The organism is Syntrophaceae bacterium (assembly GCA_013177825.1).
GTDB lineage: Bacteria > Desulfobacterota > Syntrophia > Syntrophales > PHBD01 > PHBD01.
On record JABLXX010000001.1, the window covers coordinates 766,131 to 790,367 of the forward strand.

Consider the following 24,237-nt stretch of genomic DNA (forward strand, 5'->3'; position numbering starts at 1 on the left):
TCTCATCCTTCATCCACCCCCGGGGCTTCCACGCCTCCCCGTTGTTCCTCCCCCAGAAAATCCTCGAAGTGGTACCACTGGTCCGGATGGCTGCGGGCTTCCTCCTCCAGGATCCGGGCATAGGCCTGAACAGAGCGGCGGACGGCTTTGTCCCTGTCCTTCCTCGAAGTGGCTTTCACGGTCCAGGGCGGGCTGACCCGGATGCGGTAGCGGCCCCCGGCTTTGCGGTAGACAAAGAACGGCAGGATCGGTGCCCCCGACAGAAGGGAGAAGAGGTGGGGCGTCTCGGGGAGAAGGGTTTCGTGGTCGGCGAAGACGGCCGGGACGGACCGCTGGCTTTCGTGCCAGAGGCGGTCCCCGGTCATGGAGACCAGTCCGCCTTCGCGGAGGAAGCGGATCGCCTCGACGAGATCGAAGGGCGAAGCCGCATCGGGAGATGCCGTCACGAGCCGTATGCCCCGCTCCGACAGGCTCTGCTTCTGCATCCGCTCGATCTGCTCCCGGTGTTTCTCTCCCACGTAAAGGAGAAGCTTCATCCCCTTTCCTTTCAGGAGGTGGGCCGAGACCTCCCAGTTTCCCAGGTGGGACATGAGCAGAACGCCTCCCCGTCCGGAGGCGACAGCCTCTTCCAGGTAATGAAATCCTTCGCTGTCGTAGGGGATTTTACCCCGTTCCTGGAACAGGAAACGGTCCAGGAAGACGGAGGTGAAGTTCTGGTACTGCCGCCAGGTCAGGAGGAGAGCGCGAAGAAGACCCCGCTCCGGGAGGAGAATCCGGTAAAAGCGGACACTCCGGGCAACCCGTCCGGGGAAAAACAGGAAGTAGCCGGCAGCGATAAACCACGCGAAAAACCGGAACACCCAGGGGCCGGCGTAACGGGTGAGGGTCGTGAGGAACCGGTAAAAGGCCAGCTTCATGATTCGTATTCCCGGGGCTTCCGGGCAATGAACCACCAGACCTCGCGGTCCGGCGACATGGATTCCGGAAGGCCGACTCGCAGACCCGTTTCTTCGATCGATCGCCGAACCTCTTCGACGGTGCGGAAGCGTGCCTGGCCGCCCTGCCGTTTCAGTCGCCTCTCCTCGAACCGGCGTTCCGGCGAGGGGGCCGGAAAGGCCGGGACGATGGCCCGGAGGACGAGGACGCCGCCCGGCTCCAGTACCGCTGCAATCCGGTCAAGGGTCAGGCGGAGTTCCCCGTCGTCGAGCATGTGGACCACGTCGAGGAGAAGCGCCGTGTCGACCGGGCCCTGGAGGGACGGCAGGTTCGGGGCCTTCCCGACCGTCATTTCACCCCTGCCGCCGATGGCCCGGGAGGCGACCCGGACCCGGTCGGAATCGGGATCGATGCCGAAGACCCGGGCATCCGGATGGATCTCCAGGAGCCAGGACGAGGGGATGCCGTATCCGCAGCCGATGTCCAGGATCCTCCGGGGACCGGAAACGAAGGAAGCCAGGCGCGGGAACATGGGATCCAGGCGCAGCTTGAAAAACACGAAGGCCCGCACGTATCCCTCGATACGGCGGTAGCGGGCTAGCACGCGCCGGGCATGATTTTTCGATCCGGCCTCCACGGTTTCTTCCGGCAGTGCGATCGGCCGGTAGAGCCGCCGGAGGAGAGGCGGCACGATGGCCGTTGTTCCGAGGAAGGAATAGCCGATTCCCAGGGCGAGGGCGATCCCGGCGCTGCTCAGCATGGCATGGCTTGCCAGGGCCAGCACTCCGAACCCCAAAAACGTGGTGGCGAAGGAAAGCAGGACCGACAGGCGGACGAGTGCCATCGAGGGATGCTTTTCATCGAGGTATCGCTGCTGGGAGCGGACGATGTACATGGCGTAATCGGTTCCCATCCCGATGATGACGGCGGACACCATGATCGTCGGGATGCCCGGGGGCCTTCCGATCAGGTGGAGGGTCCCCAGGGTGCAGATGAGCGCGAAGGCTGTAGGGGTCAGCGCGATAAGGGTCAGCCGGAGGTCCAGAAGATACAGCGCCGCCACCAGGAGGGTCAGGAGGCCGACAATGAGCGCCACCTGGAGAAAGCCTTCCAGAATGACCCTGCCGAGACGTTCCGTGAATACGCCTGGGTCGAACAGCCGGGCCAGGCCGGAGGAATGAAGGCGGTTGAAGAAGTCTTCTCCCCGGTAGGCGGGACCGGGCAGGACCGTGACGAACTGGCGCCAGGGGCCCGTTCCGGCGGCCGGTGCGATTCCCACCATGCCGTACAGGGACGCCGGAATCTCCACGGCGGCTCCCGCCGGCGATTCAAGCTGCCGCAGGAACGGGTCAAAGGTCCAGGGCCGGAAGCCTTCCGCTGCCGCCGCCTCGCCGAGTCTGTGCTTGCAAGCCTCCTTTCGCTCCGTCGTCCAGAAGGCCTGCCATGCCAGCCGGTTCGCCGCGGCCCGTTCCGGTCCCGGGAAGGCCATGGAGGCCACGAAGGCCGCCGACAGGGTTCCTCTGGCGAGTTCCTCGTCCAGCAGGGCCGTCAGGCGGTCTCCCTTTTCCCGCATCTCCCGATAGGTCTTCCCTTCGGACAGCAGGTAAACCCGGTTCAGGATGTCGCCCCAGGCCTGTTTCACCTCATCCTCCGCAGCCAGGGTTTCCGGGCGGACGGTGTTGAGGGACTTCAGGTCCACCTGGAAATCCAGCCGGGCAAAGGGCAGGAGAGCCAGGCACAGGGCCAGTGCCGCCCAGGGCTTCCAGGCTGGATCGGCGGAGGCCAGCTTCTCGGAGAAGCGCCGGAGCCAGGGAGTTCCCTCCCGGCCGGCCGGGGGCACGACGGGGAACAGGAACGGATAGACCAGGTGGACGAAAGCGAAGGTGAAAACGACGCCCAAGGCGGCGAAGGCGCCGAGTTGGGCCAGGGCCGGGAACCCGCTCAGGAACAGAAAGGCGAAGCTCACCGCCGTGGTCATCATGGCCAGGAGGCCCAGGGACCAGACCTCCCGCGTCGTGTCGAGCCCCCGGGTCTCGCGGGTCCGGTCGAGAAACAGGAGATAGGTGATCCCGTAATCGACGGTAAAGGATATGATGGCGCCGCCGAAGCCGATGGCGAGGACGGAGATCGAGGACCGGAAAAGGGACAGGACGAAGTAGGCCAGGGCCGTTCCCATCAGGGCGGGAAACAGGGCGAGCAGTCCCAGGAGAGGGCGGGGGAATCCGATCAGCAGGAGGATGGCCACTGCCACGGTGGAAAAGACCATAGCCCGGCGGGTGTCCGTTTTGGCGGCGCTCTCATTGTCCAGGGCGGCCCGGTAGGCCCCGACGGGGGTCAGAATGAGCCGGGGCGGTCCGGGCCAGGTCCGGTTCAGTTCCGCCTGGATGTCCGCGAAGAGACGATCCGCCCGCTTGGCGAAGTCGGTGGCCGTGGCCGAGGTCCCCGGTTCGGCGACGATGAGGACCCGGGTGCCGTCGGCGGCGAGAAGAATGTCTCCCGCCGGCCGGGCGCCCTTCGCCGGGGCCAGGTGCGACATCCGGCCGAGAATGAGAAAGCGGAGCCCCAGCGGATCCGAGGCCAGCCAGCGGGTCTGGCCGATCCCTTCCAGTCCCTGAATCAGGGATGCCTGGGAGCGGATCGCCGTCCGGACGGCCGGTTTCTCCAGCAGGGGGGCGACGTTGCGCTGGAGGTCCTGCTCCGTGAACAGGAAGGGCAGGTTTTCCACGACCGCGTCCGCCAGTGTCGGGAAAGCCCCCATCTCCGCATCCAGTCCTACCCTGCGGAAGAGACCGCTGTCCCTCATCTTTTTGATGACGAGGGCCGCTCCTTCCTGAAGGGCCCGGGGATCCACCGGATCGCAACGGAGATCCGCGACGATGCGGTCCTGCATGGGATGGCTTTTCAGGACGGCCCTCGCGTCCGCCAGGACGGGGTCGCCGGCGGGGATGGCGTTGAGGATGTCCGTGTCCACGCCCATGCGGCTCTTTCCGATCATGAACAGGGCCGCCACGATGATGACGACGGCCAGGGCCACGGACCAGCGCAGAACGGGAGGGGATTTCTTCATGGGCGACGGCGCGAGCGGGTCTTTTTCGGCTCGATTTCCAGGAGAAGCCGGTTCTCCTTCCGGTACAGGATGGGCCGGACGATGTAATCCTTTTCCGGAACCAGTTCAATGGCCACCCGCATGGACCCGGAGGCGGGGTCGTGGCTGATCCGGACCTGGCGGATCAGGGGGCCTTTGCCGTCCTGTTGGGACGGCACCCCCGGATCGACGGAGGCATTGGAGACGTCGAAGTAGATCCGGGGCTTCTCCCCCGGCAGGGTTTTGAGGACGGGCCGGTAGGGGCGGTCGAAGATGAAGGACACCTGTTCCCGGCCCTTTTGATCGACACCGCACCCGATGCTTTTCAGGCGGAGCGGGGCGACCGCCTTCACGGTTCCCGCTGTGCCGGGCTTTCCCACCGCGGGCCGCTTCGCCGCCTCCGGTTTGGGAGCGGCTTCGGTAGCCCGTCCGGACGGTTGCGCCGGCCCCGGTTTCACGACCGGCATAGCCGTGCCCGAAGGGGTGTCCGCAGTTGAAACGGGCGCACCGCCGGGCAGTTTTCCGGCCTCGGTGGCGGTTCGGCCGGACTCGCCGAAGGCCTGGGCGGCCGTGAGCAGGCACAGGACCAGGAGAATGCAGATACGGTTCATGGACCGGAAATCTCCTCGTAGTACGGCGGGATCCTTACCTGGCGGCCACCCCCGCCGGTCGGTCACCCGGAAGCCGGACGACCATTCTGGATCGGGGTTCCCGGTTCCTGCTCCTTCATCAGGGACCCCCAGTTCCCCCGGATGGTCTCCCGCTCCTGCCCCTTCCGGAGAAGTTCAAGGAACCGGCTGCGGGAAACGAAACGGGCTCCGAGGCTTCCCAGGTGGGTCGTGTGAACCTGGCAGTCCACAAGAAGAAAACCGAGTTTCTGGAGGCGCCGGACCAGGGCGATCAGGGCGATCTTGGAGGTGTTGCTCATCCCGGAAAACATGGACTCCCCGAAGAAGCACCCCCCGAGGGATACGCCGTAGAGGCCTCCCGCCAGTGTGTCCCCATACCAGACCTCCACGGAGTGGGCAAGGCCGGATTGGTGCAGCTCCCGGTAGGCCTCCCGCATCTCCGGGGTGATCCAGGTCTCCGGGTTTCCGGGCCGGGGCTTCCGGCAGGCGTCGACGACGGAGGTAAATGCGGTATCGAAGGTGACCCGGAAGAGATTTTTCTTGAGGAGCTGCCGCATGCTCCGCGATACCTTCAGTTCGTCCGGAAAGAGGACGAACCGGGGGTGCGGAGACCACCAGAGAATGGGCTCGCCGGGGCCGTACCAGGGAAAAATCCCAAGCCGGTAGGCCTCGACGAGGCGGGGCATCGAGAGGTCTCCACCGACGGCCAGGAGCCCCGAGGGGTCGGCCAGCTGGACCGGCGGGAAGACGGGTTCCCGGGGAAGCTGGAAAACCGGCATCGGCTACCCTGGAACCTCCTCCAGGACACGGATCACTATGTCGTCCCCCTCGATGTCCGCCAGGGCCGATCCGCCCTTCTGCAGGCGTCCGAAGAGCACCTCATCGACGAAGAAATGCTTGATCTTGTCCTGGACGAGCCGGCCGATCTCCCGGGCGCCGAACTCGGGCGAATAGCCGCGGCGGGCAAGCTCCCCATAGCAGCGTTCCGTCACCTCGAGGGAGACGCCCTTGTCCCGGAGCTGGACTACGAATTCGCCCACGGTCTTCTTCACGATCGAAAGGACGATGTCCGCCGGGAGGTTTTCGAAATGCACGACCGCGTCCAGGCGGTTGCGGAACTCGGGAGAGAAGGTGCGCTCCACGGCGGCCGATACGGCGTCCTTGTTGACGGGCCTGCTCTCGAAGCCGATGACGGACCGCCCGATCTGGCGTGCTCCGGCATTGGAGGTCATGATCAGGATTACGTTCCGGAAGTCCGCCTTCCGGCCGGCGTTGTCCGTCAGTGTGGCATAGTCCATGACCTGCAGCAGGGTGTTGAAGACGTCCGTGTGGGCCTTCTCGATCTCGTCCAGCAGAAGAACGGCATGGGGCTCCTTCCGGACCGCCTCCGTCAGGAGTCCTCCCTCTTCGTACCCCACGTAGCCGGGAGGTGCGCCGATGAGGCGGGCCACCGTGTGCTTCTCCTGGTATTCGCTCATGTCGTACCGGTGGAGCGGAACCCCCAGGATGGCCGACAGTTGACGGGCCAGCTCCGTTTTGCCCACCCCCGTGGGGCCCACGAACAGGAAGGAAGCGACGGGCTTCTGGGGTTCCCGGAATCCGGCACGGGCCCGCTTGATCGCCTCCGCTACGGCGGTGACGGCGTTGTCCTGGCCGAAGATCTGTTTTTTCAGGTCCGGAATCAGGGCGCGCAGTTTCTCCGCGTCGGAGGAGGAGACGTTCCTTTCGGGAATCCTTGCCATCCGGGCCACCACGCCTTCGACGGCCGGGCGGTCGATCGTGCAGGAGGCGTCCTCCTCCTCCCGGGTCATGGCCGCGCAGGCCCCCGCCTCATCCAGGACGTCGATGGCCTTGTCCGGGAGATGCCGGTCGTTGATGTAGCGAGCCGCCAGTTCGGATGCCGCCTGGAGGGCATCTTCCGTGTAGGAGACCTGATGGTAGAGCTCGTAGCGCTCCCGGAGACCCTTGAGGATCTCCAGCGTTTCCTGGCTTGTGGGCTCGGGGACGTCGATTTTCTGGAACCGCCGGGACAGGGCGCCGTCTTTCTCGAAGTGCTTCCGGTATTCGTCGTAGGTCGTGGAGCCGATGCAGCGGATCTTGCCTGACACAAGGGCCGGCTTGAGGATGTTGGAGGCGTCCATCGAGCCGCCGGAGACCGCCCCGGCGCCGACGATGGTGTGGATCTCGTCGATGAACAGGATGACCTTGTCCAGCTTTTCCAGCTCGGCGATGATCTTTTTCATGCGCTCTTCGAAATCGCCCCGGAAACGGGTTCCAGCAAGGATGGAGCCCATGTCGAGGGCATAGATTTTCGATCCCCTGAGCCGCCGGGGCACGTTTCCCTCGATGATCAGGCGCGCCAGCCCCTCGGTGATAGCCGTCTTGCCGACGCCGGGCTCGCCGACGTGAACGGGGTTGTTCTTGAAACGGCGGCAGAGGACCTGCATCGTCCGCGTGAGGATGTCCTCCCGGCCGATGAGGGGATCAATCTCCCCGGCCCGCGCCTTGGCGGTCAGGTCCGTCGTGAAGGCACTCAGGATCTTGACCCCTTCGGTCTCTTTTTCCTTTTCCTTGCCCGGGACCGCTTTCCGAATTTCCTGCTCCCGGTCCCGGCGGCCGATGGGATCTTCCTCGCTTACCGTCGGGATCACCCGAATGCCGTGGGAGATGAAGTTCAGGAGGCTCAGGCGGGTGATCCCTTCCCGTTGCAGGAAATAGGCGGCAAAGGACTCAGGCTCGCTGAGCATGGAGACCAGGACGTCTCCCAACTCGATCACGTCCTTCTGGGCGGAGAAGGTGTGCCGCACCGCCCGCTCCATGAGGCGGTGAAATCCCAGGGACTGAAGGGGGTCCGACTCGGTCACCACGGGGTTCGTGTCCCGGAGATGCTTCTCCAGGGACCCTTTGAGGCGCTCGATGTTGCCGCCGCTCTGTTCGATGATGTCCCGTCCCTCTTCGAAAAAGAGACAGGCGTACAGGACGTGCTCGGGGGTAAGGAATTCGTGCCCCCGGGTCTTCGCTTCCGTATAAGCCGCCACGATGATGGCGTTAAGATCTTCGCTGATCTGCATATGCCAATCCTTCCGCCGGGATTTCAGCCCGGTCAGGCCTCCTCCATGCTGCAGCGGAGGGGAAATTCCCTCTCTTTGGCCATGGAATGAACGAGGGATACCTTGGAGGAGGCGATATCATAGGTATACACCCCGCAGATGCCTTTCCCCTTGCGATGAACGTCCAGCATGATGCGTGTCGCTTCCGCCGCCGGCTTGTGAAAGACCGAGATCAGGACTTCCACGACGAAGTCCATGGTCGTGTAGTGGTCGTTGTGGAGGATCACCCGGAACATCCGAGGCTCCCGAAGGTCCACCTCGTCTTCTACGTCGATCCCTTCCCCGGGTCGGGGCGGTTCTGCCGGATAGTCAGCCATGAGTGAAAAACCGTTACCTCGCTTCTTGTCGCATGCCCATCGTCCTGAGTGGACGTCCAGGTTGATAATATAAGCAACCGGGGGGGAAATTCAAGCTCTCCCGGTAGAGGAATCCGGCGGGTCAGTCGGAGCGGCGGGACCGGAGGGCGCGGGGAATCAGGATCCGCTGGGCGATGAGAGAGGTGAACGTCCAGGAATTCCTCATGAAATCCAGAAACGGGCGATAGTGGGAAATCCGCAGGTCCCCGGGCGGATAGATCACCCGGACGGGAACTTCCATGACGGGGATATCTCGCCACCTCGCCCGGGCCAGGACTTCCACCTCGAACTGGAAGCGCCTTGCCCGCACGCCCAGGTTCAGCGTTTCAGGGAGGGGATAGACCCGGAAGCCGCTCTGGGTGTCCGCCACGGGCGGCCCTCCGGAGGCCCGGACCCAGAAATTCGAAAATTCCCGGCCGAAACGACTCGTCCAGGGAACCTCCCGGGCGTCCATGCCGCGGCGGTTTCCCACGACGAGGGGCCGCTGTCCCTCCGGAATGGCCGCCAGAAGGAGTGGAATATCCTCCGGGTCGTGCTGTCCGTCGGCGTCGATCGTCACGGCCCGGTCGGAGAATCGTGCTGCCTCGGCCAGCCCTGTGAGAATGGCGGCTCCTTTGCCCATGTTTTCCCTGTGATGGAGGACCGTGATGTCCCCGATGGACGCCAGGGCCTCCGGGGTGCCATCGGTGGAGCCGTCGTTGACGGCGATCACCGGATATCCCTGGTCCAGAACCCGCCGGATGACCGATGCGACGGTCGAGCCGTGATTGTAGACGGGAATGACGACGGGCGCATGGCTCGGATGCTTCCGTTCGGCCCGCATGGAAATCTCCCCTTCCGGAAGGGTTTTACTGCGCATTGTCACCCGGCACCGCATGGCGGAGAAAAGCCACGGCCCATGTTTCCGGCCCCATGTGGGCGGCGGACGTCATCGACAGGGGCTGGAGGAGGATCTCGGCGGCGGGAAAGCGCGAGCGGATCAGGGGGAGGACTTCTTTTTCCAGCCAGGGTCGGTTGTCCGAATGCTCAAGGAGCACCGGGCCGGTTCCTGCGGGAGCGAGCCCCGCCTCCAGTTTTTCGAGGGCATAGCGGACCTGATCGTTCCGGTTCCTTACGACCCCGACCTTCTTTGCCCCGTCGGGCAGGGGGCTGATGACGGGCTTCATATGAAGCATGTCGCCGAAGAAGGCGCTGCCTTTCGAGAGCCGGCCGCCCGCGGCGAGCCATTTCAGGCGGTCCAGGAAGATGTACTCCTCCGTCCGCGCCACGGCGTCCCGGGCGAAAGCCACGACGGCCTCCGGGTCGGATGCCCGGGCGGCAAACCGCGCCGTCTCGATGACCATCAGGCCCAGCCGGCCCGAGGCGGCGCCGGTGTCGATCACCGTCAGGCGGTCGTCCCGGTCGTTCCGGCTCTTCCATTCCCGGGCCACTTCATAGTTGCCGGTGAATACGGACCCGACGCAAAGGTAGAGGACGCGCCCGAAGCGGCCGAGAACGCTCTCGTAGGTCTGCTGCCGCTCGAGGACGGAGGCCTGGGAGGTGGAGACCTTCTCACCCCGCCGCATGGCCTCGAACAGCTCGCCCGGCGAGAAAAGGGTTTCCGGGAGGCACCGTGTCCCCACGGTGAGATAGCTGTCCAGGAGCGTGACGCCCAGCTTCCGGGCCCCCTCCCGGGTCAGTGATCCCGCCGCGTCGGTCATGATGTGGATCGAGGATTCCGCCGCGGCCGTGCTGAAATCGGTGGTCTGCCGGGTCAGGTCGTCGACGGACCATCGGACGACGGGGCCGATGGACTCGATGTTCTTCCTGAGGGAAACCGCGTCGTCGGTGTGAAGATGGACCTTCAGGTAGTCCTGTTCTCGGATAAGGACCACGCTGCGCCCGACGGCGGAAAGCCGGTTGTAGGTCTCCTCCGAGTCGTCCGCTCCCTGGAGCACCAGGTCCACGCACCATCCTCCCTCGTCGGGGCCGGACACGGACCGGCGGACCCGGAGGCGGTCTCCGAAGGCCTCGGTGACGGGGCGGACGCCCGCGATGGGGTTGCCCAGGGCGAGGAAGAACCCTTCGAAGAACAGGTACATGCCAAGAGCGCCCGCGTCGACGACGCCGGCGTCCCGGAGTTTCGGCTGCTGTTCCACCGTATCCCGAACCACGTCCTGAAGCCGGTCCATCAACCGGCGGTACCATCCCGGATCGGTCTCCCCGGGGGCGTCCCGGAGACCTTCTGCCAGGGCCTCGAAAAAGGTCAGCATGGTTCCGGGCTTGGGCTCCCGCACGGCACCACGGGCCTGGTCCGTTCCCCGGGCGACCGCGGCGGCAAGCGAGGGGATGTCTTCCGCGTGGAGGAGCCGGCTGAAGAAGCGGGCGGCGATGTTGCCCGAGTTTCCCCGGGCGGAGAGGAGCAGGTCACGGTTGAGGGCCTCCCGCTCGCGCTCCGGAAAGCGCAGCGGGGCCAGGCTGAGAACGAGATTCCGCCCCGTGTCGCCATCCGCCACAGGGAAGACGTTGATGTCGTCCAGAAGGTCGGACCAGGCGGTCACCCGTTCCACACCGGCGGCGAGGGCTCTGGTAAAATTCATATCCGTCTCTCAGAACCCGAGGGGCAGGCGGATTTCGTCGGGGATGGAGAAAAGGATTTCCATCTCCGGTGCCTTCACGGCCACCTGTTCGGTCCGGCCGCGGGTGCAGACCTGTCCGTCTGCCGCGAGCCGGATCTCGAAGTCGAAGACGAGCTTGAAGCGCGCCTCCCGGACGGTGGCCCGGCAGACGAATTCATCCTGGTAGCGGAGCGGGAGAATGTGTTTGGTCGAGGTCTTGATGATGGGAAAGACGATTCCGGTCCGCCGGTAGATCTCGTAGAGGTCGACCCCGCGGGCACCGAGCAGGGCGACGCGGGCGTCCTCGAAATAATTCATGTAGTTGCCGTGCCAGACCACCTGGATGGGGTCCAGGTCGTAGAAAGGGACCCGACGGGTGATCTCGTAGCTGATGGGTTCTTTGTTTTCCATTGTTATCCCGATTTCCTCGACGTTCCGTTGGGTCATGCCGGCGTAGCGGAGCGGGCGATGAAGGTGACGATCGCCTCGATATCCCGATCCATTTCCCGATCTTCCACGACGGCCGGCGAAAGGTTGCGGACCGCCCGGATCCAGCGGGCCAGCCGGGGCCGGATGCTCGTGTTGCCGCGGATCTCGCAGGCCTGGACCGCCGCCAGGAGGTGGATGGCCGCCGCCCGTTCGGTGAGGGTGCAGACGCGCTCGGCGTCGCGGGCTGCGATCGTGCCCATGCTGACCTTGTCCTGGTTGTTCGACTCCGTCGGCCGGGAAAAAGAGGCCGCCGGCATGGTCAGCTTCAGTGCCTCCGCCGCCAGGGCCGAGATGGAGAGGGACAGGGCCTTGAAGCCATGCCGGAGCAGGCTTTCCCGGCCGTTGGCCCGGACCAGGTCCGCCGGCAGGCCTCGATTGGTATGGGGGTCCACCAGCAGTGCCACCTGACGGTCCGACAGGTCCGCCACTGAGGCGACGGCCGCTTTCAGGGCGTCCGCGGCGAAGGCGATGTGGCCGCCGTAGAAATTGCCGCTCATGACGGGGGGGCCGCCGGCGGGATCGAAGATCGGGTTGTCGTTGGCGCTGTTGGCCTCGGTCTCGATCCAGGGAACGATCCAGGCCAGGGCATCGGCCAGGACGCCGGCCACCTGGGGGACGCAGCGGACCGAATAGGGGTCCTGGAGGGTCTCCGGTGCGTCCGCCTCCATTGTCGACAGGGCATCCTTCGCTTCCAGGAGCTCCCGGAGACGCCGGGCTACTTCGATCTGGCCGGGATGGGGCTTGGCCTCCCCTGCGGCGGGATGGAAATGGGAGGACTTGCCGCGGAGGGCGTGGACCGTGAGCGCCGTGGCCCCGACGACGGCGTCGAGGATTCGGCGGGCCCGATCGGCTGCCAGAACGGCGATGCCCGTCATGGTCGCCGTGCCGTTCATAAGGGACAGGGCTTCCTTGGACTCGAAGGCATAGGGCGGGAGCCCCGTCTCCTGGATGGCCTGGGCGGCGGGCATCCGAATCCCGCGATAGAAGACCTCCCGCTCGCCGATCAGGGCCGCAGCGACGTACGACATGGGGGTGAGGTCTCCCGAGGCCCCGACCGATCCCTCGCAGGGGACGACCGGCGTGATTCCCTCGTTCAGAAACCGGGCCATCCTCTCCAGGAGATCCACCGAGACGCCCGAGTATCCCCTGGCCAGGCCGATCATCCGGCAGAGCATCGCCGCCCGGGTCGCCTCGATCCCGATGGGGTCCCCGGTACCGCAGCCGTGAAAATGGAGGGGGCTGCTGCCCCCGTTCTTCAGGACTTCCTGCCGGGAGAGGCGCTTGCCGCAGGAGCGGCCGAACCCCGTTGTCACGCCGTAGACCGGGACGCCGTCCCGAATGGCGTCGGCCAGCAGGCGGCGGGACCGCTCCATGGCCCGGCGGAAGTCTTTGCCGCCACCAATCCGCACCTCCCGGCCGTCTCTGGCGACGGACACGATGTCATCCAGCCCGACGGGATGTCCGTCGATGACGAGGGGGGTGATTTTACTCTTGGGTTTCAATGCGTTTCGCCTTTCCACGCGGGTTTTTACGATCGGGGCAAGAGCGTTCCTTATCGAAAGGGATTCCGTCCGTCAACCCTTTGTTGACGGATCCTCCCCGACGGCCTCCCCGCGGCGCCCGAACCGGGAGGCCATCAGGTCCCGCCGCCGCCGGCGGTACGTACCGTCCTGGTGCTCCTTTTCGATCACCTTCTTGAGAAGCTTGAACATCTTGTAGGTCTGAGGCTCGTCCCGGTAGAACGTATCCCAGGCGTAATGGAACAGTTCCTGAAGCTTCTCCGGCGGCATGTTCCGTGGCTGGAAGACGACCTTGTCGGCGGTGTAGTCGTTCCAGTCATAGGAAAGGATTCTCCTCTCCCGGTGCAGGTCGTCGAAGGTCCGGGTATGGGGGAACGGCGTCAGGACGGTGAACTCCGCCAGGTCCAGCTCGATCTCCATCAGGAAGTCGATGAGGCGCTTGATGCCGTCTTCCGTATGGTCGTCGAGACCCAGGAGGATGGTTCCCTCGACGCCGATGCCGTGGTCGTGGTAGCGCCGGATGCGGTCCCGGATGGTGTCGGAAGTGTCGAAGACGGCCTGGTAGACGTACCAGGCCCCCGCTTGGGCGGCCAGATCCAGGATCTCCGGGTCATCCTCAATGGGGTGGCAGCACCAGTTTTTTTTCAGGGGGATCATGGCCCGGAAGAGGTCCTTTTCCCATTGGCTGTCCTGGGCAAGGGAGTTGTCCACCACGAAGAGCCGGTTGTTGTCGATGCCGGCGATCTCCTCGACCACCCGGTCGATGGGCCGGGGCCGGAACTGCCGGCCTCCGAGAAAGGAAACGCAGCAGGGGTAGCAGTTGAATCGGCAGCCCCGGGAGGCGTGGACCAGGTCCACCATCTGGACGCCCTTGTAGTTGTACAGGTCCCGCTTCAGGATGTCCCGCCGGGCCGGGCCGATCCACTCCGTCGGCGGCCGGTCGGCAAAGAAATCATAGACTTTTTTCAGTTTTCCCGCCTGGAAATCGCCGATCACTTCTTCCATCCGGCCCTCCGCCTCGCCAAGGAAGATCGAATCGGCGTGCTCCGCCGTTTCCTCGGCGTGGAGCATCGTTCCGATCCCGCCGCAGAGGACGGGAATCCCACGGCGGCGATATTCGCCGGCGATTTCCCAGCCCCGCTTCACCTGGCTGGTGAGCATCATGGAGATGCCGACCAAGTCGGCCTTTTCCTCCAGATCGAGGGGCTCCACGTTTTCATCGGTAAAGGAGACCTCAACGCCGGGCGGCAGGGCTGCGGCGAATACCACCGGACCGTGGGGCGGCAGGTGAAATTCCGTCTGCCCCTCGAGTTTTTTCCAACGGGGATAGATCAGTTTCAGTTTCATGACATGCATTCCTTGAACGGTGCGATGCGGATGCTCATGGGGCGTCCTCCTCGTCCTCCTCTATGGGATTCTCCGGCCGGCTCTCCAGCCGGACGGGCGTCCCGGTCAGGAGGGTCAGCGTCAGCCGGTAGGGAAGGGAGCCGTGGCCCGTCAACTCCAGTCTCTTCGGGAGCCCGTGTTCATTGAGGCCCTCTGCCGTGAGCGTCCGGGTCAGGGTTCCCCCCCCGTACAGCCGGACCTCCCACCGCTGCGGTCCCGTGAGGACCACGTCCGTGGCCGTGTCTCCGTCGGACCGGTAGCGGCAGACGGGGCGGTTTCCCTCTTCCACGCCCACGATCTCGGGGACGGCCCCCGGCGGGAACAGGCAGAACGTCACATCCCGGATCAGGGAACGGGCGAAGTCCCTGTTGGTGAAGGGCGCAACGGCCCGCTCGATTTCCAGGTTTTCGCCTTCGATCCGGGCGGTGAAGAGCACGAATCCCTCGAGGGTCATCAGGGTTAGCCGGAGGGTCTTCGCTGCGGGATCGGCAATGGTGATCCCGATGGCGGAGGTCCCGCTCCCGTCGGGCAGGACCGCCTGGAGGGAGTGGATCAGCCGCGTTTCCTCCCGGAGAAATGGAAGCCGGCACTCCTGCCGGGTCCGTTCGAGAGAGGGGCCCTCTCCGGGCCGGATGGGCGGGAGCGCGCTGCAGGCCGCCAGGAGAAGTGCCGCCGCCGGAAGGAGGAAGAAGGCCCTGTAACGCCTCATGGGGCCGCCTCGCCGGGTTGGGTGAAGATCCGCTCGACAAGCGGCAGGTTGTGTTCCGTCCGGGTGAACTCCAGCATGGTCCAGGCATCCTTTCCTTCGACGATTTTTACGCTCCGGATGGCACCCAGCTTCTCCGGCGAGAGGGAGATCTCGATCCGGGCGATCAGGGTCATGAGGGATGGGTCCTTCGGGACCAGAACGACCCGGGCGGGCCGTCCCCCCTCGAGACGGGCTGTGAACCGGGGATCGGCGTCGAAGCGTCCCTGGGTCCAAGCGGAGATCTCGTCCATCACCATCTGCATGCCCTGAAGCCGTTCGCCTGCCTCGGGAACCCACCCCTTGTCTCCGTAAATATAACGTTTGGCGCTGCCCTTGTGAATCAGAAGGACGCTCCGGACGGGCTTCGTGTACTCCCAGCGGACCGAGGCGGGGGCCTGGAATGAGAAGCGCCCCTCCGACACGAACGGCTTTGCCAGGATTGGCAGGTGCTTCTTCTGGACGAACCGGGCGCGGACCGACCGGATCTGCCCCGCTTCCCGGCGGATGGCGTCCCACGAATCGGCCCACCCGGCGAAGATGAGCACCAGGGCTGCCGCGATCAGCGGGGCCGCCACGGCAAAACGTCTTTTGTGACGTGCAACACCTCGTAAAATGTCGAATTTCATGAATGCGCCAAAATGGAGGGACACTTCCTCCGTCCCACAGGTGCTGGAAATAGGGGAAGTGTCCCTGGATGAACCGGATTAAAACATGCCGCCGTTGACCGAGATCACCTGGCCCGTGACGTACGAAGCGTCGGCGGAGCAGAGGAAGCGGACCACCTTTGCCACTTCCTCGGGACGGCCGATGCGGTTCATGGGAATGATGTCCTTGATGCGGTCTACCGGGGCATGGGCGATCATTTCCGTCTCGATGAGGCCGGGAGCGACCACGTTGACACGGATGCCCAGGCGGGCCACCTCGGCGGCAAGGGAGCGGCTCGCGGCGATGAGGCCCGATTTGGCGGCCGAGTAGTTCACCTGCCCGCGATTCGGCACCAGGGCCGCCACCGACGAGACGGACACGATGGACCCGGACCGGCTCCGGGCCATTTTCCGGAGGACCGGCTTGGTCATATTGTAGAAGCCCTTCAGGGTCGTCTGCAGGACCCGGTCCCAGTCGTCCTCGGGCATCATCATGAACAGCCCGTCGGCGGTGACGCCGGCGTTGTTCACCAGGACGTCGATCTTCTTGTTGTGATTCAGGATTTCCTTCAGGTGCCGTTCCGTTTCGGCGCTGTCGGCAACGTCGAAGCGAACCGTTTCGCCGTCGCCGCCCTCCTTCCGGATCTGTTCCAGGGTCTCCGCCGCCGCCGCGTCGTTGGAGCGATAATTGACGATCACGTAATAGCCCGCCCGGGCCAGCTCCATGGATACGGCCCGGCCGATCCCCCGGCTTCCGCCTGTTACGATAGCCACTGCGGCTTCGCTCATGGTTCCGTCTTTGCCTCCCCGTTCTGTTCTTCACCGAAGACCTGGAGCTGCACACGGGCGAGGGCATCGCCTCCGGTCTCCACGAACCCTTCGAAAACGCTGTAACTTTCCAGGCCGTACAACTGCCGGACCCGGGTATGCAGGACCGCCCGGAATGGAATGACGTCTACCATAAAATCGGCGCTCTTGATGCCGACGATCCATCCCAGGGAGGCGCTCTTCTTTCCCTGGCGCTTTCGCCGGGCGCCGATGCAGACCGCCGCCGTCTGGGCCGTCAGCTCGATCAGCACGATCGGATCCACGCCGGCGGGACCGGCCGTAGGCCAGGCCGGGGTAACCACGGAACGTGCATCGGCCGTCTGGTCGTCCAGATCCATGATTTCGCCGATCAGCTTCATGCGGTCCCGGTGCGGGATCAGGTCTTCGATCTCCAGGTCTGTCGTTTTCATTGGCCTTCTTCCGGATGGTCCGGGTCGATAGTCGCTCCTGTTAAAGGAGATAATTCCTTTTAAGTCAAGCGGAATCCGCTTCGGAGACACGCGCTGCACCGGCGGACAGGCGCCGCCGGGACGGGAATCCGTTTGCCCGGACAACGGCGGGCCGATTCGGGATCAGGGAAATTCGTTGACTCCCTCCCGTGGTTTTGGGTAAGAGGAGCCGTTTCTTGCCGAAAATCTTCCGGGAGTCTGGATCATCGCGAATCGTTTCTCAAATGGGCGTTTGGAGAATTGCCTTCGGCAGCGCTTTGGCGAAGGGGGGATGCTTCTTCCCCCGGAGGACGAAGGGGGAAACCTGTTCGAACTGGCCGAGGGAATCAAGAGGAGCCTCCCGCCGGGAGCCGGACCGGGGGACGTTCTTTGCCTCGCCACGGGGAGCCGCCAGCTGACCGCGGCGGCCGTTGTGGCGTCTCTGACCGGCGGCCCCCGGCTTGTCCTGCCCCATGCCCTTTCCGCAGCCGTGATTCGGGAGATCCACGACTGCCGTCCCCTGCTGGCGGTCCTGGCGGACGAGGCCCTGGAGGTTCCTCCGGGGGTGCCCCTCCTCCGGGAAGTGAAAAAAGCGCCGGCGGAGACGCCGCTCCTGGTTCGGGACGCCGACGAGCCCTTCCTCCATCTCTTCACCGGTGGTTCCACCGGCAGTCCCCGTCTCTGGAGCAAAACTCCGGGCAACCTGTTCGGCGAGGCCTTCTATCTGGCCGAGAAGTTTGGGATCGAGGGAACGGACCGGATCCTGGCCACCGTCCCCCCCGTTCATATCTACGGACTTCTTTTCTCGATCCTCCTGCCCCTGGTGACGGGTGCCCGGGTCGTTGACGCCATGCCGTCTTTCCCCGGTGAGATCGCCGGAGCCCTCCGGGAGACAGCGGCGACCGTCCTGGTGAGCGTCCCCGTTCACTACCGGGTCCTCCGGACGGCTCCCCTCCACGGCCATTCCCTGCGCTCCGCGTTTTCGTCGGCGGGCATGCTCGAAGCGTCCGACAGCCTGCAGTTTCACGATGAGACGGACGTCGGCATCACGGAGGTATACGGTTCCACCGAAACGGGGGGCATCGCCCTCCGGAATCGCTCCGTCGATGGTCCCTGCTGGCATGCCTTCGGGGTCGTGGACTGGAAGATCGAGGGCGAACTCCTGCACGTCCGCTCCCCCTTCCTGTCGCCGGAGATGGAGCGGGACGCAGACGGTTTTGTCGCCACCGGGGATCGCGTCGAGGCCGCCGGGGCGGGGTCCTTCGACCTGCTGGGCCGGATGGACGGGATCGTCAAAGTCGGCGGAAAAAGGGTCGATCTGCGGGAAGTCCTGGAAAAGCTGAAGGGATTGGAAGGGGTCTCCGACGCCTACGTGACGGCCCTTCCCGTCGGAACGGGACGGCAGCAGGAAGTGGCGGCCCTCGTGGTGACGGATCACGCAGACGATACCCTGAAGGGTGCCCTGGAGGCCATCCTGGAGCCCCCGGCCCGGCCGAGACTCCTGCGATCCGTTCGCCGGATCCCCGTCCTGGCCACGGGAAAACCCGATCGCGCCCGCATCGAGGAAATCCTCCGCCACGGCGAGTCCGATGATTCTCATTGAGAGCCTGTCGAAATCCTATGGTCCACAGAAGGCCCTGGACAGTCTGAGCCTTGCTTTCCGGGAAGGGGCCGTCACGGGCCTCCTCGGGCCGAATGGAGCCGGCAAGACGACGCTGGTCTCCATCCTCATGGGGATTCTCCCGAAGGACCGCGGGCGGGTGGTCGTGGGCGGGTACGACCTGGACGACGGACTGGAAGAAGTCCGCCGGATTTCCTGCCTGGTGCCCCAGAACCTGGCCTTCTATTCCACTCTCACGGCCCGGGAGAACCTGTCCTTTTTCGGATCCGTCTGCGGCTTCTCCGGAAAGGCGCTCATGGAACGCATGGAGGCCGCCGTCGCCGCCGCGAGCCTGGAGTCCTTCCTCGACAAGCGGGCGGAGACCTATTCCGGAGGCATGAAGCGGCGTCTGAACCTGGCCATCGGGCTGATGGGGCGCCCCCGGGTCCTGTACCTGGACGAGCCGACGGTCGGTGTGGACGCCCAGTCCCGGACCTGGATCCTCGAGACGATCCGCCGGATCAACCGGGAAGAGGGCGTGACGGTCGTCTATGCGTCCCATTACATGGACGAAGTGGAGCAGGTAGCCGACGATCTCGTGATTCTGGACGAGGGGAAGGTCGTCCTGGCGGGCGGCCGCGACAGGATCCTGGCGGAGGCGGGCGCCCCGGTCCTGGAGGTGGTGGGGATGGATCCCGTCCTCCGGGAGCGCATCCGCGGAATCGACGGCATCACCGTGAAGGAATCGGCCGTGATCATCGACGCCGGCCCCGATCTGGCCGTCTCCCTGAAACGGGTCCTCCTGGCCCTGGAAGGGACGGAAGCCCGGATCGCCGGTGTGAAGGGCGGCAGCCGCACCCTGGAGGACCTGTTCCTGCGGCTCACCTCGCGGGCGCTGAGGGACGAATGAACCGGCTCATCGCCATCCTTCGGAAGGAATTCCTCGTTCTTGGCCGCGACCGCGTGTCGCTCATGGTTCTGTTCTTTCTGCCCGCCGTCTTCATCCTCATCATGTCCCTGGCGATGGGGGAGCTCTTTTCCGGCCACTCCCGGGTGTGGATCCCCGTGATGGTCGTCAACGGGGACGAGGGGCCGCGGGGCGCCGCCCTGGTGGAGATCCTGAAGCAGGCCGGACCCTTCGAAATCAGGACGGGCGCCGCCGGGACAGATCCGGTAGAGGTGAAAAGACTTCTGAAATCGGGCGAGATCCGGTTTGCCTGTCTCGTCCGGAAGGACTTTTCCGCCGCCGTCGCCGCCCGGAACGGGCGGGAGGCGCCCGGTTCGATCCACCTGATCATGGATCCCACGGTTCACCGGCAGGCCCAGGAGCTCTTTCGCACGGCCGTGCTGGGGGCCGTCGGCAAGGTCCGGCTGGCCGCGTTCCTGGAGGGAATCGGTCCGCTCCTGGACGTCGCCGGCGTAGATCGGGCGGCCCTGGCCGACCGGACAGCGTCCGCCGGCGATCCGGCCGTGGCGGTCTCCTATGTTGCCGGGGACGCGAAGAAAAGCCAGGTGCCGAACGCCGTCCAGCAGAGCGTACCCTCCTGGATCGTGTTCGCCGTTTTCTTCATTGTGCTGCCCATCGGGAACGCCTTTATCGCCGAGCGCACCCAGGGCACCTTTTCCCGCCTTGCGGGGATGAACGTGTCGTTCGGACTGCTCCTCATGGGGAAGACGGTTCCCTATTTCCTGGTGAACCAGATCCAGGTGGCGGCGATGCTGGCCGTCGGCGTCTGGGTCGTTCCCCTTCTGGGCGGCACTGCCTTGAGCCTGGGCAATTCACCGGCTGGACTGGCCCTCGTGTCCGCAAGCCTCAGCCTGTGCGCCATCGCCATGGCGCTGCTGGTGGCCGCGCTCGGGCGGACCCCGGAACAGGCCAGCACGGTCGGGGGAATCCTGAACCTGCTCCTGGGAGCCATGGGCGGCGTCATGGTGCCCGTCTTCGTGATGCCGCGCACCCTCCAGGTGCTCTCGAACCTGTCGCCCATGTCCTGGGGGCTTCAGGGCTATCTGGATCTCTTCCTCCGCGGCGGGGGGGTGCGGGACGTGCTGCCCGAGGCGGCTCTCCTTTTGGCCTGCGCGGCGGTCTTCCTGGTGGCGGCTTTTGCCGTTCTCCGGAGAAAGGCGGGGCGGGGCGGGTTTGCGTGAACGGAAGGGCGGCGGGAAAGGCATGCTCCGGAGGCAGGTGCGACCGGACATGAACGGAAACGGCAGAATCATGAAGACTAAAGGAATGCAAGGATGAAAGGATCCCTGGACAAGGCCTTCAAACAGGAAATCAAGGAACTGATCATCGAGGAGTGCGACCTGGCGGACCGCTTCCGCCCCGGGGACATCCGCGACGACGAGCCCCTTTTCGGACGGGACTCCCGCATCGGCCTCGATTCCATTGACGCCCTGCAGATCTCCATCGCCGTACAGCGCTACAACGTCAACATCACCGACAGCAAGGTCATGCGGCGCGTCATGACCTCCATCAGCGCCTTTGCCGATTACCTCCGGCCGGAGTAGATGCATGGAACGAAAGGCCTGCATCCGGGGAGGCGCCCTGTCGTGCTCCCTCGGGACGGAGATGGACGCCGTCATCGGCGCCGTGCGGGACGGGTGCACGCCCTTTGAAATGGTGCCCCTGGACCTGGCGGGCCTCCCCTACGGCCGTCCCTATTACCGGCTTCCCTTTCGGGACGGACGGCGCGACGCCGACGTGGAGCGGTTTTTCTACGACGTCCTTTTCGATACGGTGGCCCGGGCCGTTGCCGGCGCCGGCTGGACGGGCCGGGAACTGGAAGGTGCGGCGTTCCTCTTCGGGTCCACGTCCATCGACATTCCCATCTACGAGGCCGCCTATGCCCGCTCGGAGGAGAACGGGATCCATTTCTTCGTTCACGCCTCCCTCGGCTACGGTTCCATCGCCCATGCGGCTGCGGACCGGTTCGGCATCGGCGGACCCTGCACGACCTTCACCACGGCCTGCACATCCTCGGCCAACGCTATCCTGTATGGGGCCGGCCTGATCGAGACCGGTGTCGTCAACCGTGTCGTTGCAGTCGGGTACGATCTCTACAACGCCACCGGTTTCTATGGTTTCGAATCACTCCGCCTCATGGCACCCGAGCGCTACCGGCCTTTTGATGTGGACCGGGACGGGATTATCATGGGTGAGGGGTGCGGCGTCGTTCTCCTGGAGCGGGGCGATCCTGCGAACGGTGGGTTCATCTTCCGCGGCGGCGCCAACCGGTGCGATCCCTTCAATGTCACGACCCACGAGGAGAACGGGGTGATCATCGCCGCCACCATGAGGCAGGCCCTGGCCGACGCCGGGGTGCCAGCGGATGAGATCGACGCCGTCAAGGCCCACGCCACGGGGAGCGACCTCAACGACCGGACGGAATGCGCAGGCATGCGGACCGTCTTCGGCGACCGCCTGCCTCCCGTCACGGCCGTGAAGCCCTATGTCGGCCACACCGTCGGTGCCTCAGGGGCGATCGAACTGCTGTTGATCACGGAGTCCCTGCGGAGGGGTTTTCTGCCTGCCACACCGGGATTCGAGAAAGAGGATCCGGATCTGGGCGTCAGCCCCCTGAAGGAGCCCCTGCCCATGAAAAAGGCGACGGTCATGCTCAATTACTTCGGGTTCGGGGGCAACTGCACGTCCCTGATCGTGTCCGGCGGAGGCTGACCATGTACATCCACGGTGCCTCGGCCTTCATCACCGAACCGGGAACCCCGGCGCAGATCCTCAAGGAGGAACTGGCCCGGGTATCCACGGCCTATTTCCGGCGGATCAACCGCTACATCCTCCTCTCCCTCATCGGCGCCCACCGCTGCGTAGCCGGCCGGACCGTTCCGGCGGACACGGCGGTATACCTGACGACGGAGCGGGGAAACCTGGGCGAGACGGAAGCGGTGCTGCGACAGATCTTCCGCCAGCACTCCCTTCCCATGCCCTACAGTTTCATCAACACCATGTCGAACACGGCATCCTTCTACGTGGCCCAGGGGCTGGGCGCAGCGGGCCCGAACCTCTCGATTTCGGACCGCCTCCTGTCCTTCGAGCGGGGAATCGAGCTCCTGACCGTGGATTTCAGGCGAGGAAGGGCCCGAAGCGCCCTGCTCGGCGGCGTGGACGAAGCCAATCCCTCGGCGGTTCATTTCGAGCGGACTTATGGGATCCCGGCGGGATCGGTCCGGGGTGTCGAGGGGAGTGCCTGGCTCTGGGTGACGGACGAACCGGAAGGATCCATCGGCCGGATCCTGGGAACAGGTGCGGTCCGGGACGCAGCGGAAGGGGCGATCTGGCTGAGGGAGCGGACCGGCAGGTCCCCCGTTATCGCCTACGGCCTCTCCGTGCCGGCGGCGGCCCGTGAGGCCTGGAGCCGGACCGTCGGGGCGGTGGACGAGTTTGACTACCTCTCCGGGCACGGCTGGTTCGATTCGGCGACGGCCCTGGGGATCAGCCGGTTCGTCCAGGACTGTCCGGGCCGCCTTCTCCTTCACGTGACCTGCGACCGTCCGGGGCGCTACACACTGGCGGCCGTAGAGACCGCCGCGAAATAGCCCTTTCCCCGCCGGGACTCCGGAGCCCGGCGGGGGACGTTTCTTATGGGTTGCCCGGGTAGAGGAACTCAGTGCGCCGGCCGGACGGCGGACACCCGGATGCTGACCGCCGTGGCGGCGAGATCCGACAGCTCCTCCCGGGAAAGCCCCAGATCGCGGACCATGGTCTGGACCGTGGGATCGTTAAGCAGGAAGTCCACCGGGAAGACGTTTTGCCCGACAACCTCGACGTCCATGAATCCCGCGGCGGCGATCGCTCCCAGGTAATCGTCTTTCCGCGCGGCTCCGGCCACGCAGCCGATCCAGGCGGTGAGTGACGCCTTGATCGCCTCCGGAAGATCCTTCGTCAGGACGATGTCCGAGACCATCAGCCGCCCCCCCGGTTTAAGGACTCGGAAGGCCTCCCGGAAAACCTGCTGCTTGTCGGGCGAGAGGTTGATGACGCAGTTCGAGATGATTGCGTCGGCCTCCCCGTCCGCCACGGGCAGGTGCTCGATCTCGCCCAGGCGGAAAGCCACGTTTTCGTAACCCCCCTTCCGGGCGTTTTCCCGCGCCTTATCGAGCATCTCCGGCGTCATGTCCACGCCGATGACCCGTCCCGAAGGTCCCACCTGCCAGGACGCCAGGAAGGCGTCGAAGCCGGCGCCGGACCCGAGGTCCACGACCGTTTCCCCTTCCCGTAGGGAGGCCAGGGCGACGGGGTTGCCGCAGCCGAGTCCGAGGTTCGCCCCCTCCGGGACGGCGGCTAGGTCCTCATCCGAGTAGCCGACGGCCTTGCCGATTGCCGCCGCCTGCTGTGTGCCTCCGCAGCAGCCCGCGATGGGCAGGCTGCAGCAGGAATTTCCCGTGACGGCGATCTTTCCGTACCCTTCCCGGACGCTGGTCCGGATGTCTTCGTTTTTCATCGAATATCCTCCATAATTATAATTGCTTTCGTGCAATAGGATGCAACGGCGGCATTGCATCCGGAATGCCGTTTCCGTTCAATTCTGCGTGTCCGCCCGGGTGCCTTCAGCCCGTCAGGTCTCCCAGGACGGGTCCCAGGAATTCCCGGACCCCCTGGGCCAGGGCGTCCGCCTTGATCAGGGTCAGGCAGCAGACCTCGCCGTCCTTTTCCCAACTGACAAGGGCCAGTTTGTCCCCCGTCCGGATGTTTGCCCGCTCCCGGATGTCCTTGGGCAGGACCATCTGTCCCCGCTCGTCGACTCCGAGAAGGGCCTCGACCCGGCAGCAGCCCTTACCGCTCCGGGACGACGGACAGCATTCCTTTTCACTGCTTGTCTTGTCGGTCATCGTTGCTCCGTAATGAGTGGATTAATCAGAT

The 24,237-nt window shown here is 65.1% G+C and carries 23 protein-coding genes; 6 read left to right on the forward strand and 17 right to left on the reverse strand.

The genetic code is table 11. The features are described from left to right. Positions 1-2: 2 nt before the first annotated feature. From HPY65_03435 to HPY65_03505, 15 genes are all read right to left on the reverse strand, one after another. The gene (locus HPY65_03435; GenBank protein NPU83518.1) at positions 3-917 is read right to left on the reverse strand and encodes a lysophospholipid acyltransferase family protein; all 915 of its coding nucleotides are present in this window, start codon (positions 915-917) and stop codon (positions 3-5) included. Further along, entirely contained in the window at positions 914-4,003 is a 3,090-nt protein-coding gene (locus HPY65_03440; GenBank protein ID NPU83519.1) for a methyltransferase domain-containing protein, read from the reverse strand. The genes HPY65_03435 and HPY65_03440 overlap by 4 nt, the downstream gene beginning before the upstream one ends. After that, positions 4,000-4,632: an AMIN domain-containing protein gene (locus HPY65_03445; protein NPU83520.1), complete on the reverse strand. Its 633-nt coding sequence runs from the start codon at positions 4,630-4,632 to the stop codon at positions 4,000-4,002. Before HPY65_03445 ends, HPY65_03440 begins: the two co-directional genes overlap by 4 nt. Positions 4,633-4,694: 62 nt before the next feature. Next, entirely contained in the window at positions 4,695-5,429 is a 735-nt protein-coding gene (locus HPY65_03450) for a leucyl/phenylalanyl-tRNA--protein transferase (protein NPU83521.1), read from the reverse strand. Positions 5,430-5,432: 3 nt separating this feature from the next. Continuing rightward, entirely contained in the window at positions 5,433-7,721 is a 2,289-nt protein-coding gene (clpA, locus tag HPY65_03455) for an ATP-dependent Clp protease ATP-binding subunit ClpA (protein ID NPU83522.1), read from the reverse strand. A 32-nt stretch (positions 7,722-7,753) separates the two neighbouring features. Continuing rightward, the gene (gene clpS, locus HPY65_03460) at positions 7,754-8,077 is read right to left on the reverse strand and encodes an ATP-dependent Clp protease adapter ClpS (GenBank protein ID NPU83523.1); all 324 of its coding nucleotides are present in this window, start codon (positions 8,075-8,077) and stop codon (positions 7,754-7,756) included. Between the two features lie 121 nt (positions 8,078-8,198). Further along, a complete protein-coding gene (locus tag HPY65_03465) occupies positions 8,199-8,939 on the reverse strand; it encodes a glycosyltransferase family 2 protein (GenBank protein ID NPU83524.1) in 741 nt (246 codons plus the stop codon). 25 nt (positions 8,940-8,964) lie between these two features. Continuing rightward, positions 8,965-10,695, reverse strand: coding sequence for a DegV family EDD domain-containing protein (locus HPY65_03470; protein NPU83525.1), 1,731 nt, complete (start codon positions 10,693-10,695; stop codon positions 8,965-8,967). A gap of 9 nt (positions 10,696-10,704) precedes the next feature. Next, the gene (locus tag HPY65_03475) at positions 10,705-11,124 is read right to left on the reverse strand and encodes an acyl-CoA thioesterase (GenBank protein NPU83526.1); all 420 of its coding nucleotides are present in this window, start codon (positions 11,122-11,124) and stop codon (positions 10,705-10,707) included. Positions 11,125-11,156: 32 nt separating this feature from the next. Continuing rightward, positions 11,157-12,722, reverse strand: a complete 1,566-nt coding sequence (locus tag HPY65_03480) for an aromatic amino acid lyase (protein NPU83527.1) — start codon at positions 12,720-12,722, stop codon at positions 11,157-11,159. Between the two features lie 54 nt (positions 12,723-12,776). After that, positions 12,777-14,069, reverse strand: a complete 1,293-nt coding sequence (locus HPY65_03485) for a radical SAM protein (protein ID NPU83528.1) — start codon at positions 14,067-14,069, stop codon at positions 12,777-12,779. 34 nt (positions 14,070-14,103) lie between these two features. After that, the gene (locus HPY65_03490) at positions 14,104-14,817 is read right to left on the reverse strand and encodes a hypothetical protein (protein ID NPU83529.1); all 714 of its coding nucleotides are present in this window, start codon (positions 14,815-14,817) and stop codon (positions 14,104-14,106) included. After that, positions 14,814-15,431 carry an outer membrane lipoprotein carrier protein LolA gene (locus HPY65_03495; protein NPU83530.1) on the reverse strand — a complete coding sequence of 206 codons (618 nt, stop codon included), beginning with the start codon at positions 15,429-15,431 and terminating at the stop codon, positions 14,814-14,816. Before HPY65_03495 ends, HPY65_03490 begins: the two co-directional genes overlap by 4 nt. Positions 15,432-15,560: 129 nt before the next feature. Further along, positions 15,561-16,289, reverse strand: coding sequence for a 3-oxoacyl-ACP reductase FabG (gene fabG, locus HPY65_03500; protein ID NPU83531.1), 729 nt, complete (start codon positions 16,287-16,289; stop codon positions 15,561-15,563). Beyond that, the gene (locus HPY65_03505) at positions 16,286-16,738 is read right to left on the reverse strand and encodes a hypothetical protein (protein ID NPU83532.1); all 453 of its coding nucleotides are present in this window, start codon (positions 16,736-16,738) and stop codon (positions 16,286-16,288) included. Before HPY65_03505 ends, fabG begins: the two co-directional genes overlap by 4 nt. Before the next feature lie 310 nt (positions 16,739-17,048). Between HPY65_03505 and HPY65_03510 the strand changes: the two genes are divergently transcribed. From HPY65_03510 to HPY65_03535, 6 genes are all read left to right on the forward strand, one after another. Further along, positions 17,049-18,359, forward strand: coding sequence for an AMP-binding protein (locus HPY65_03510; GenBank protein ID NPU83533.1), 1,311 nt, complete (start codon positions 17,049-17,051; stop codon positions 18,357-18,359). Next, a complete protein-coding gene (locus HPY65_03515; protein ID NPU83534.1) occupies positions 18,346-19,266 on the forward strand; it encodes an ABC transporter ATP-binding protein in 921 nt (306 codons plus the stop codon). The genes HPY65_03510 and HPY65_03515 overlap by 14 nt, the downstream gene beginning before the upstream one ends. Next, the gene (locus tag HPY65_03520; GenBank protein ID NPU83535.1) at positions 19,263-20,504 is read left to right on the forward strand and encodes an ABC transporter permease; all 1,242 of its coding nucleotides are present in this window, start codon (positions 19,263-19,265) and stop codon (positions 20,502-20,504) included. Before HPY65_03515 ends, HPY65_03520 begins: the two co-directional genes overlap by 4 nt. Positions 20,505-20,597: 93 nt before the next feature. Further along, complete coding sequence (locus tag HPY65_03525; GenBank protein NPU83536.1) at positions 20,598-20,867, forward strand: acyl carrier protein; 270 nt, start codon at positions 20,598-20,600, stop codon at positions 20,865-20,867. 4 nt (positions 20,868-20,871) lie between these two features. Further along, complete coding sequence (locus HPY65_03530; protein NPU83537.1) at positions 20,872-22,035, forward strand: hypothetical protein; 1,164 nt, start codon at positions 20,872-20,874, stop codon at positions 22,033-22,035. Between the two features lie 2 nt (positions 22,036-22,037). After that, positions 22,038-22,913, forward strand: coding sequence for a hypothetical protein (locus HPY65_03535; protein ID NPU83538.1), 876 nt, complete (start codon positions 22,038-22,040; stop codon positions 22,911-22,913). Between the two features lie 68 nt (positions 22,914-22,981). On the opposite strand, the gene HPY65_03540 is transcribed toward HPY65_03535, so the two are convergent. Then, positions 22,982-23,818: an arsenite methyltransferase gene (locus HPY65_03540; GenBank protein NPU83539.1), complete on the reverse strand. Its 837-nt coding sequence runs from the start codon at positions 23,816-23,818 to the stop codon at positions 22,982-22,984. A gap of 106 nt (positions 23,819-23,924) precedes the next feature. Continuing rightward, positions 23,925-24,206, reverse strand: a complete 282-nt coding sequence (locus HPY65_03545; GenBank protein ID NPU83540.1) for an AbrB/MazE/SpoVT family DNA-binding domain-containing protein — start codon at positions 24,204-24,206, stop codon at positions 23,925-23,927. Positions 24,207-24,237 lie beyond the last annotated feature (31 nt).

Coding starts and splice junctions, on each gene's coding strand:
- HPY65_03435 (NPU83518.1), bottom strand. CDS start 917: ATGAAGCTGGCCTTTTACCGGTTCCTCACGACCCTCACCCGTTACGCC.
- HPY65_03440 (NPU83519.1), bottom strand. CDS start 4,003: ATGAAGAAATCCCCTCCCGTTCTGCGCTGGTCCGTGGCCCTGGCCGTC.
- HPY65_03445 (NPU83520.1), bottom strand. CDS start 4,632: ATGAACCGTATCTGCATTCTCCTGGTCCTGTGCCTGCTCACGGCCGCC.
- HPY65_03450 (NPU83521.1), bottom strand. CDS start 5,429: ATGCCGGTTTTCCAGCTTCCCCGGGAACCCGTCTTCCCGCCGGTCCAG.
- clpA (NPU83522.1), bottom strand. CDS start 7,721: ATGCAGATCAGCGAAGATCTTAACGCCATCATCGTGGCGGCTTATACG.
- clpS (NPU83523.1), bottom strand. CDS start 8,077: ATGGCTGACTATCCGGCAGAACCGCCCCGACCCGGGGAAGGGATCGAC.
- HPY65_03465 (NPU83524.1), bottom strand. CDS start 8,939: ATGCGGGCCGAACGGAAGCATCCGAGCCATGCGCCCGTCGTCATTCCC.
- HPY65_03470 (NPU83525.1), bottom strand. CDS start 10,695: ATGAATTTTACCAGAGCCCTCGCCGCCGGTGTGGAACGGGTGACCGCC.
- HPY65_03475 (NPU83526.1), bottom strand. CDS start 11,124: ATGGAAAACAAAGAACCCATCAGCTACGAGATCACCCGTCGGGTCCCT.
- HPY65_03485 (NPU83528.1), bottom strand. CDS start 14,069: ATGAAACTGAAACTGATCTATCCCCGTTGGAAAAAACTCGAGGGGCAG.
- HPY65_03490 (NPU83529.1), bottom strand. CDS start 14,817: ATGAGGCGTTACAGGGCCTTCTTCCTCCTTCCGGCGGCGGCACTTCTC.
- fabG (NPU83531.1), bottom strand. CDS start 16,289: ATGAGCGAAGCCGCAGTGGCTATCGTAACAGGCGGAAGCCGGGGGATC.
- HPY65_03505 (NPU83532.1), bottom strand. CDS start 16,738: ATGAAAACGACAGACCTGGAGATCGAAGACCTGATCCCGCACCGGGAC.
- HPY65_03510 (NPU83533.1), top strand. CDS start 17,049: ATGCTTCTTCCCCCGGAGGACGAAGGGGGAAACCTGTTCGAACTGGCC.
- HPY65_03515 (NPU83534.1), top strand. CDS start 18,346: ATGATTCTCATTGAGAGCCTGTCGAAATCCTATGGTCCACAGAAGGCC.
- HPY65_03520 (NPU83535.1), top strand. CDS start 19,263: ATGAACCGGCTCATCGCCATCCTTCGGAAGGAATTCCTCGTTCTTGGC.
- HPY65_03525 (NPU83536.1), top strand. CDS start 20,598: ATGAAAGGATCCCTGGACAAGGCCTTCAAACAGGAAATCAAGGAACTG.
- HPY65_03530 (NPU83537.1), top strand. CDS start 20,872: ATGGAACGAAAGGCCTGCATCCGGGGAGGCGCCCTGTCGTGCTCCCTC.
- HPY65_03535 (NPU83538.1), top strand. CDS start 22,038: ATGTACATCCACGGTGCCTCGGCCTTCATCACCGAACCGGGAACCCCG.
- HPY65_03540 (NPU83539.1), bottom strand. CDS start 23,818: ATGAAAAACGAAGACATCCGGACCAGCGTCCGGGAAGGGTACGGAAAG.
- HPY65_03545 (NPU83540.1), bottom strand. CDS start 24,206: ATGACCGACAAGACAAGCAGTGAAAAGGAATGCTGTCCGTCGTCCCGG.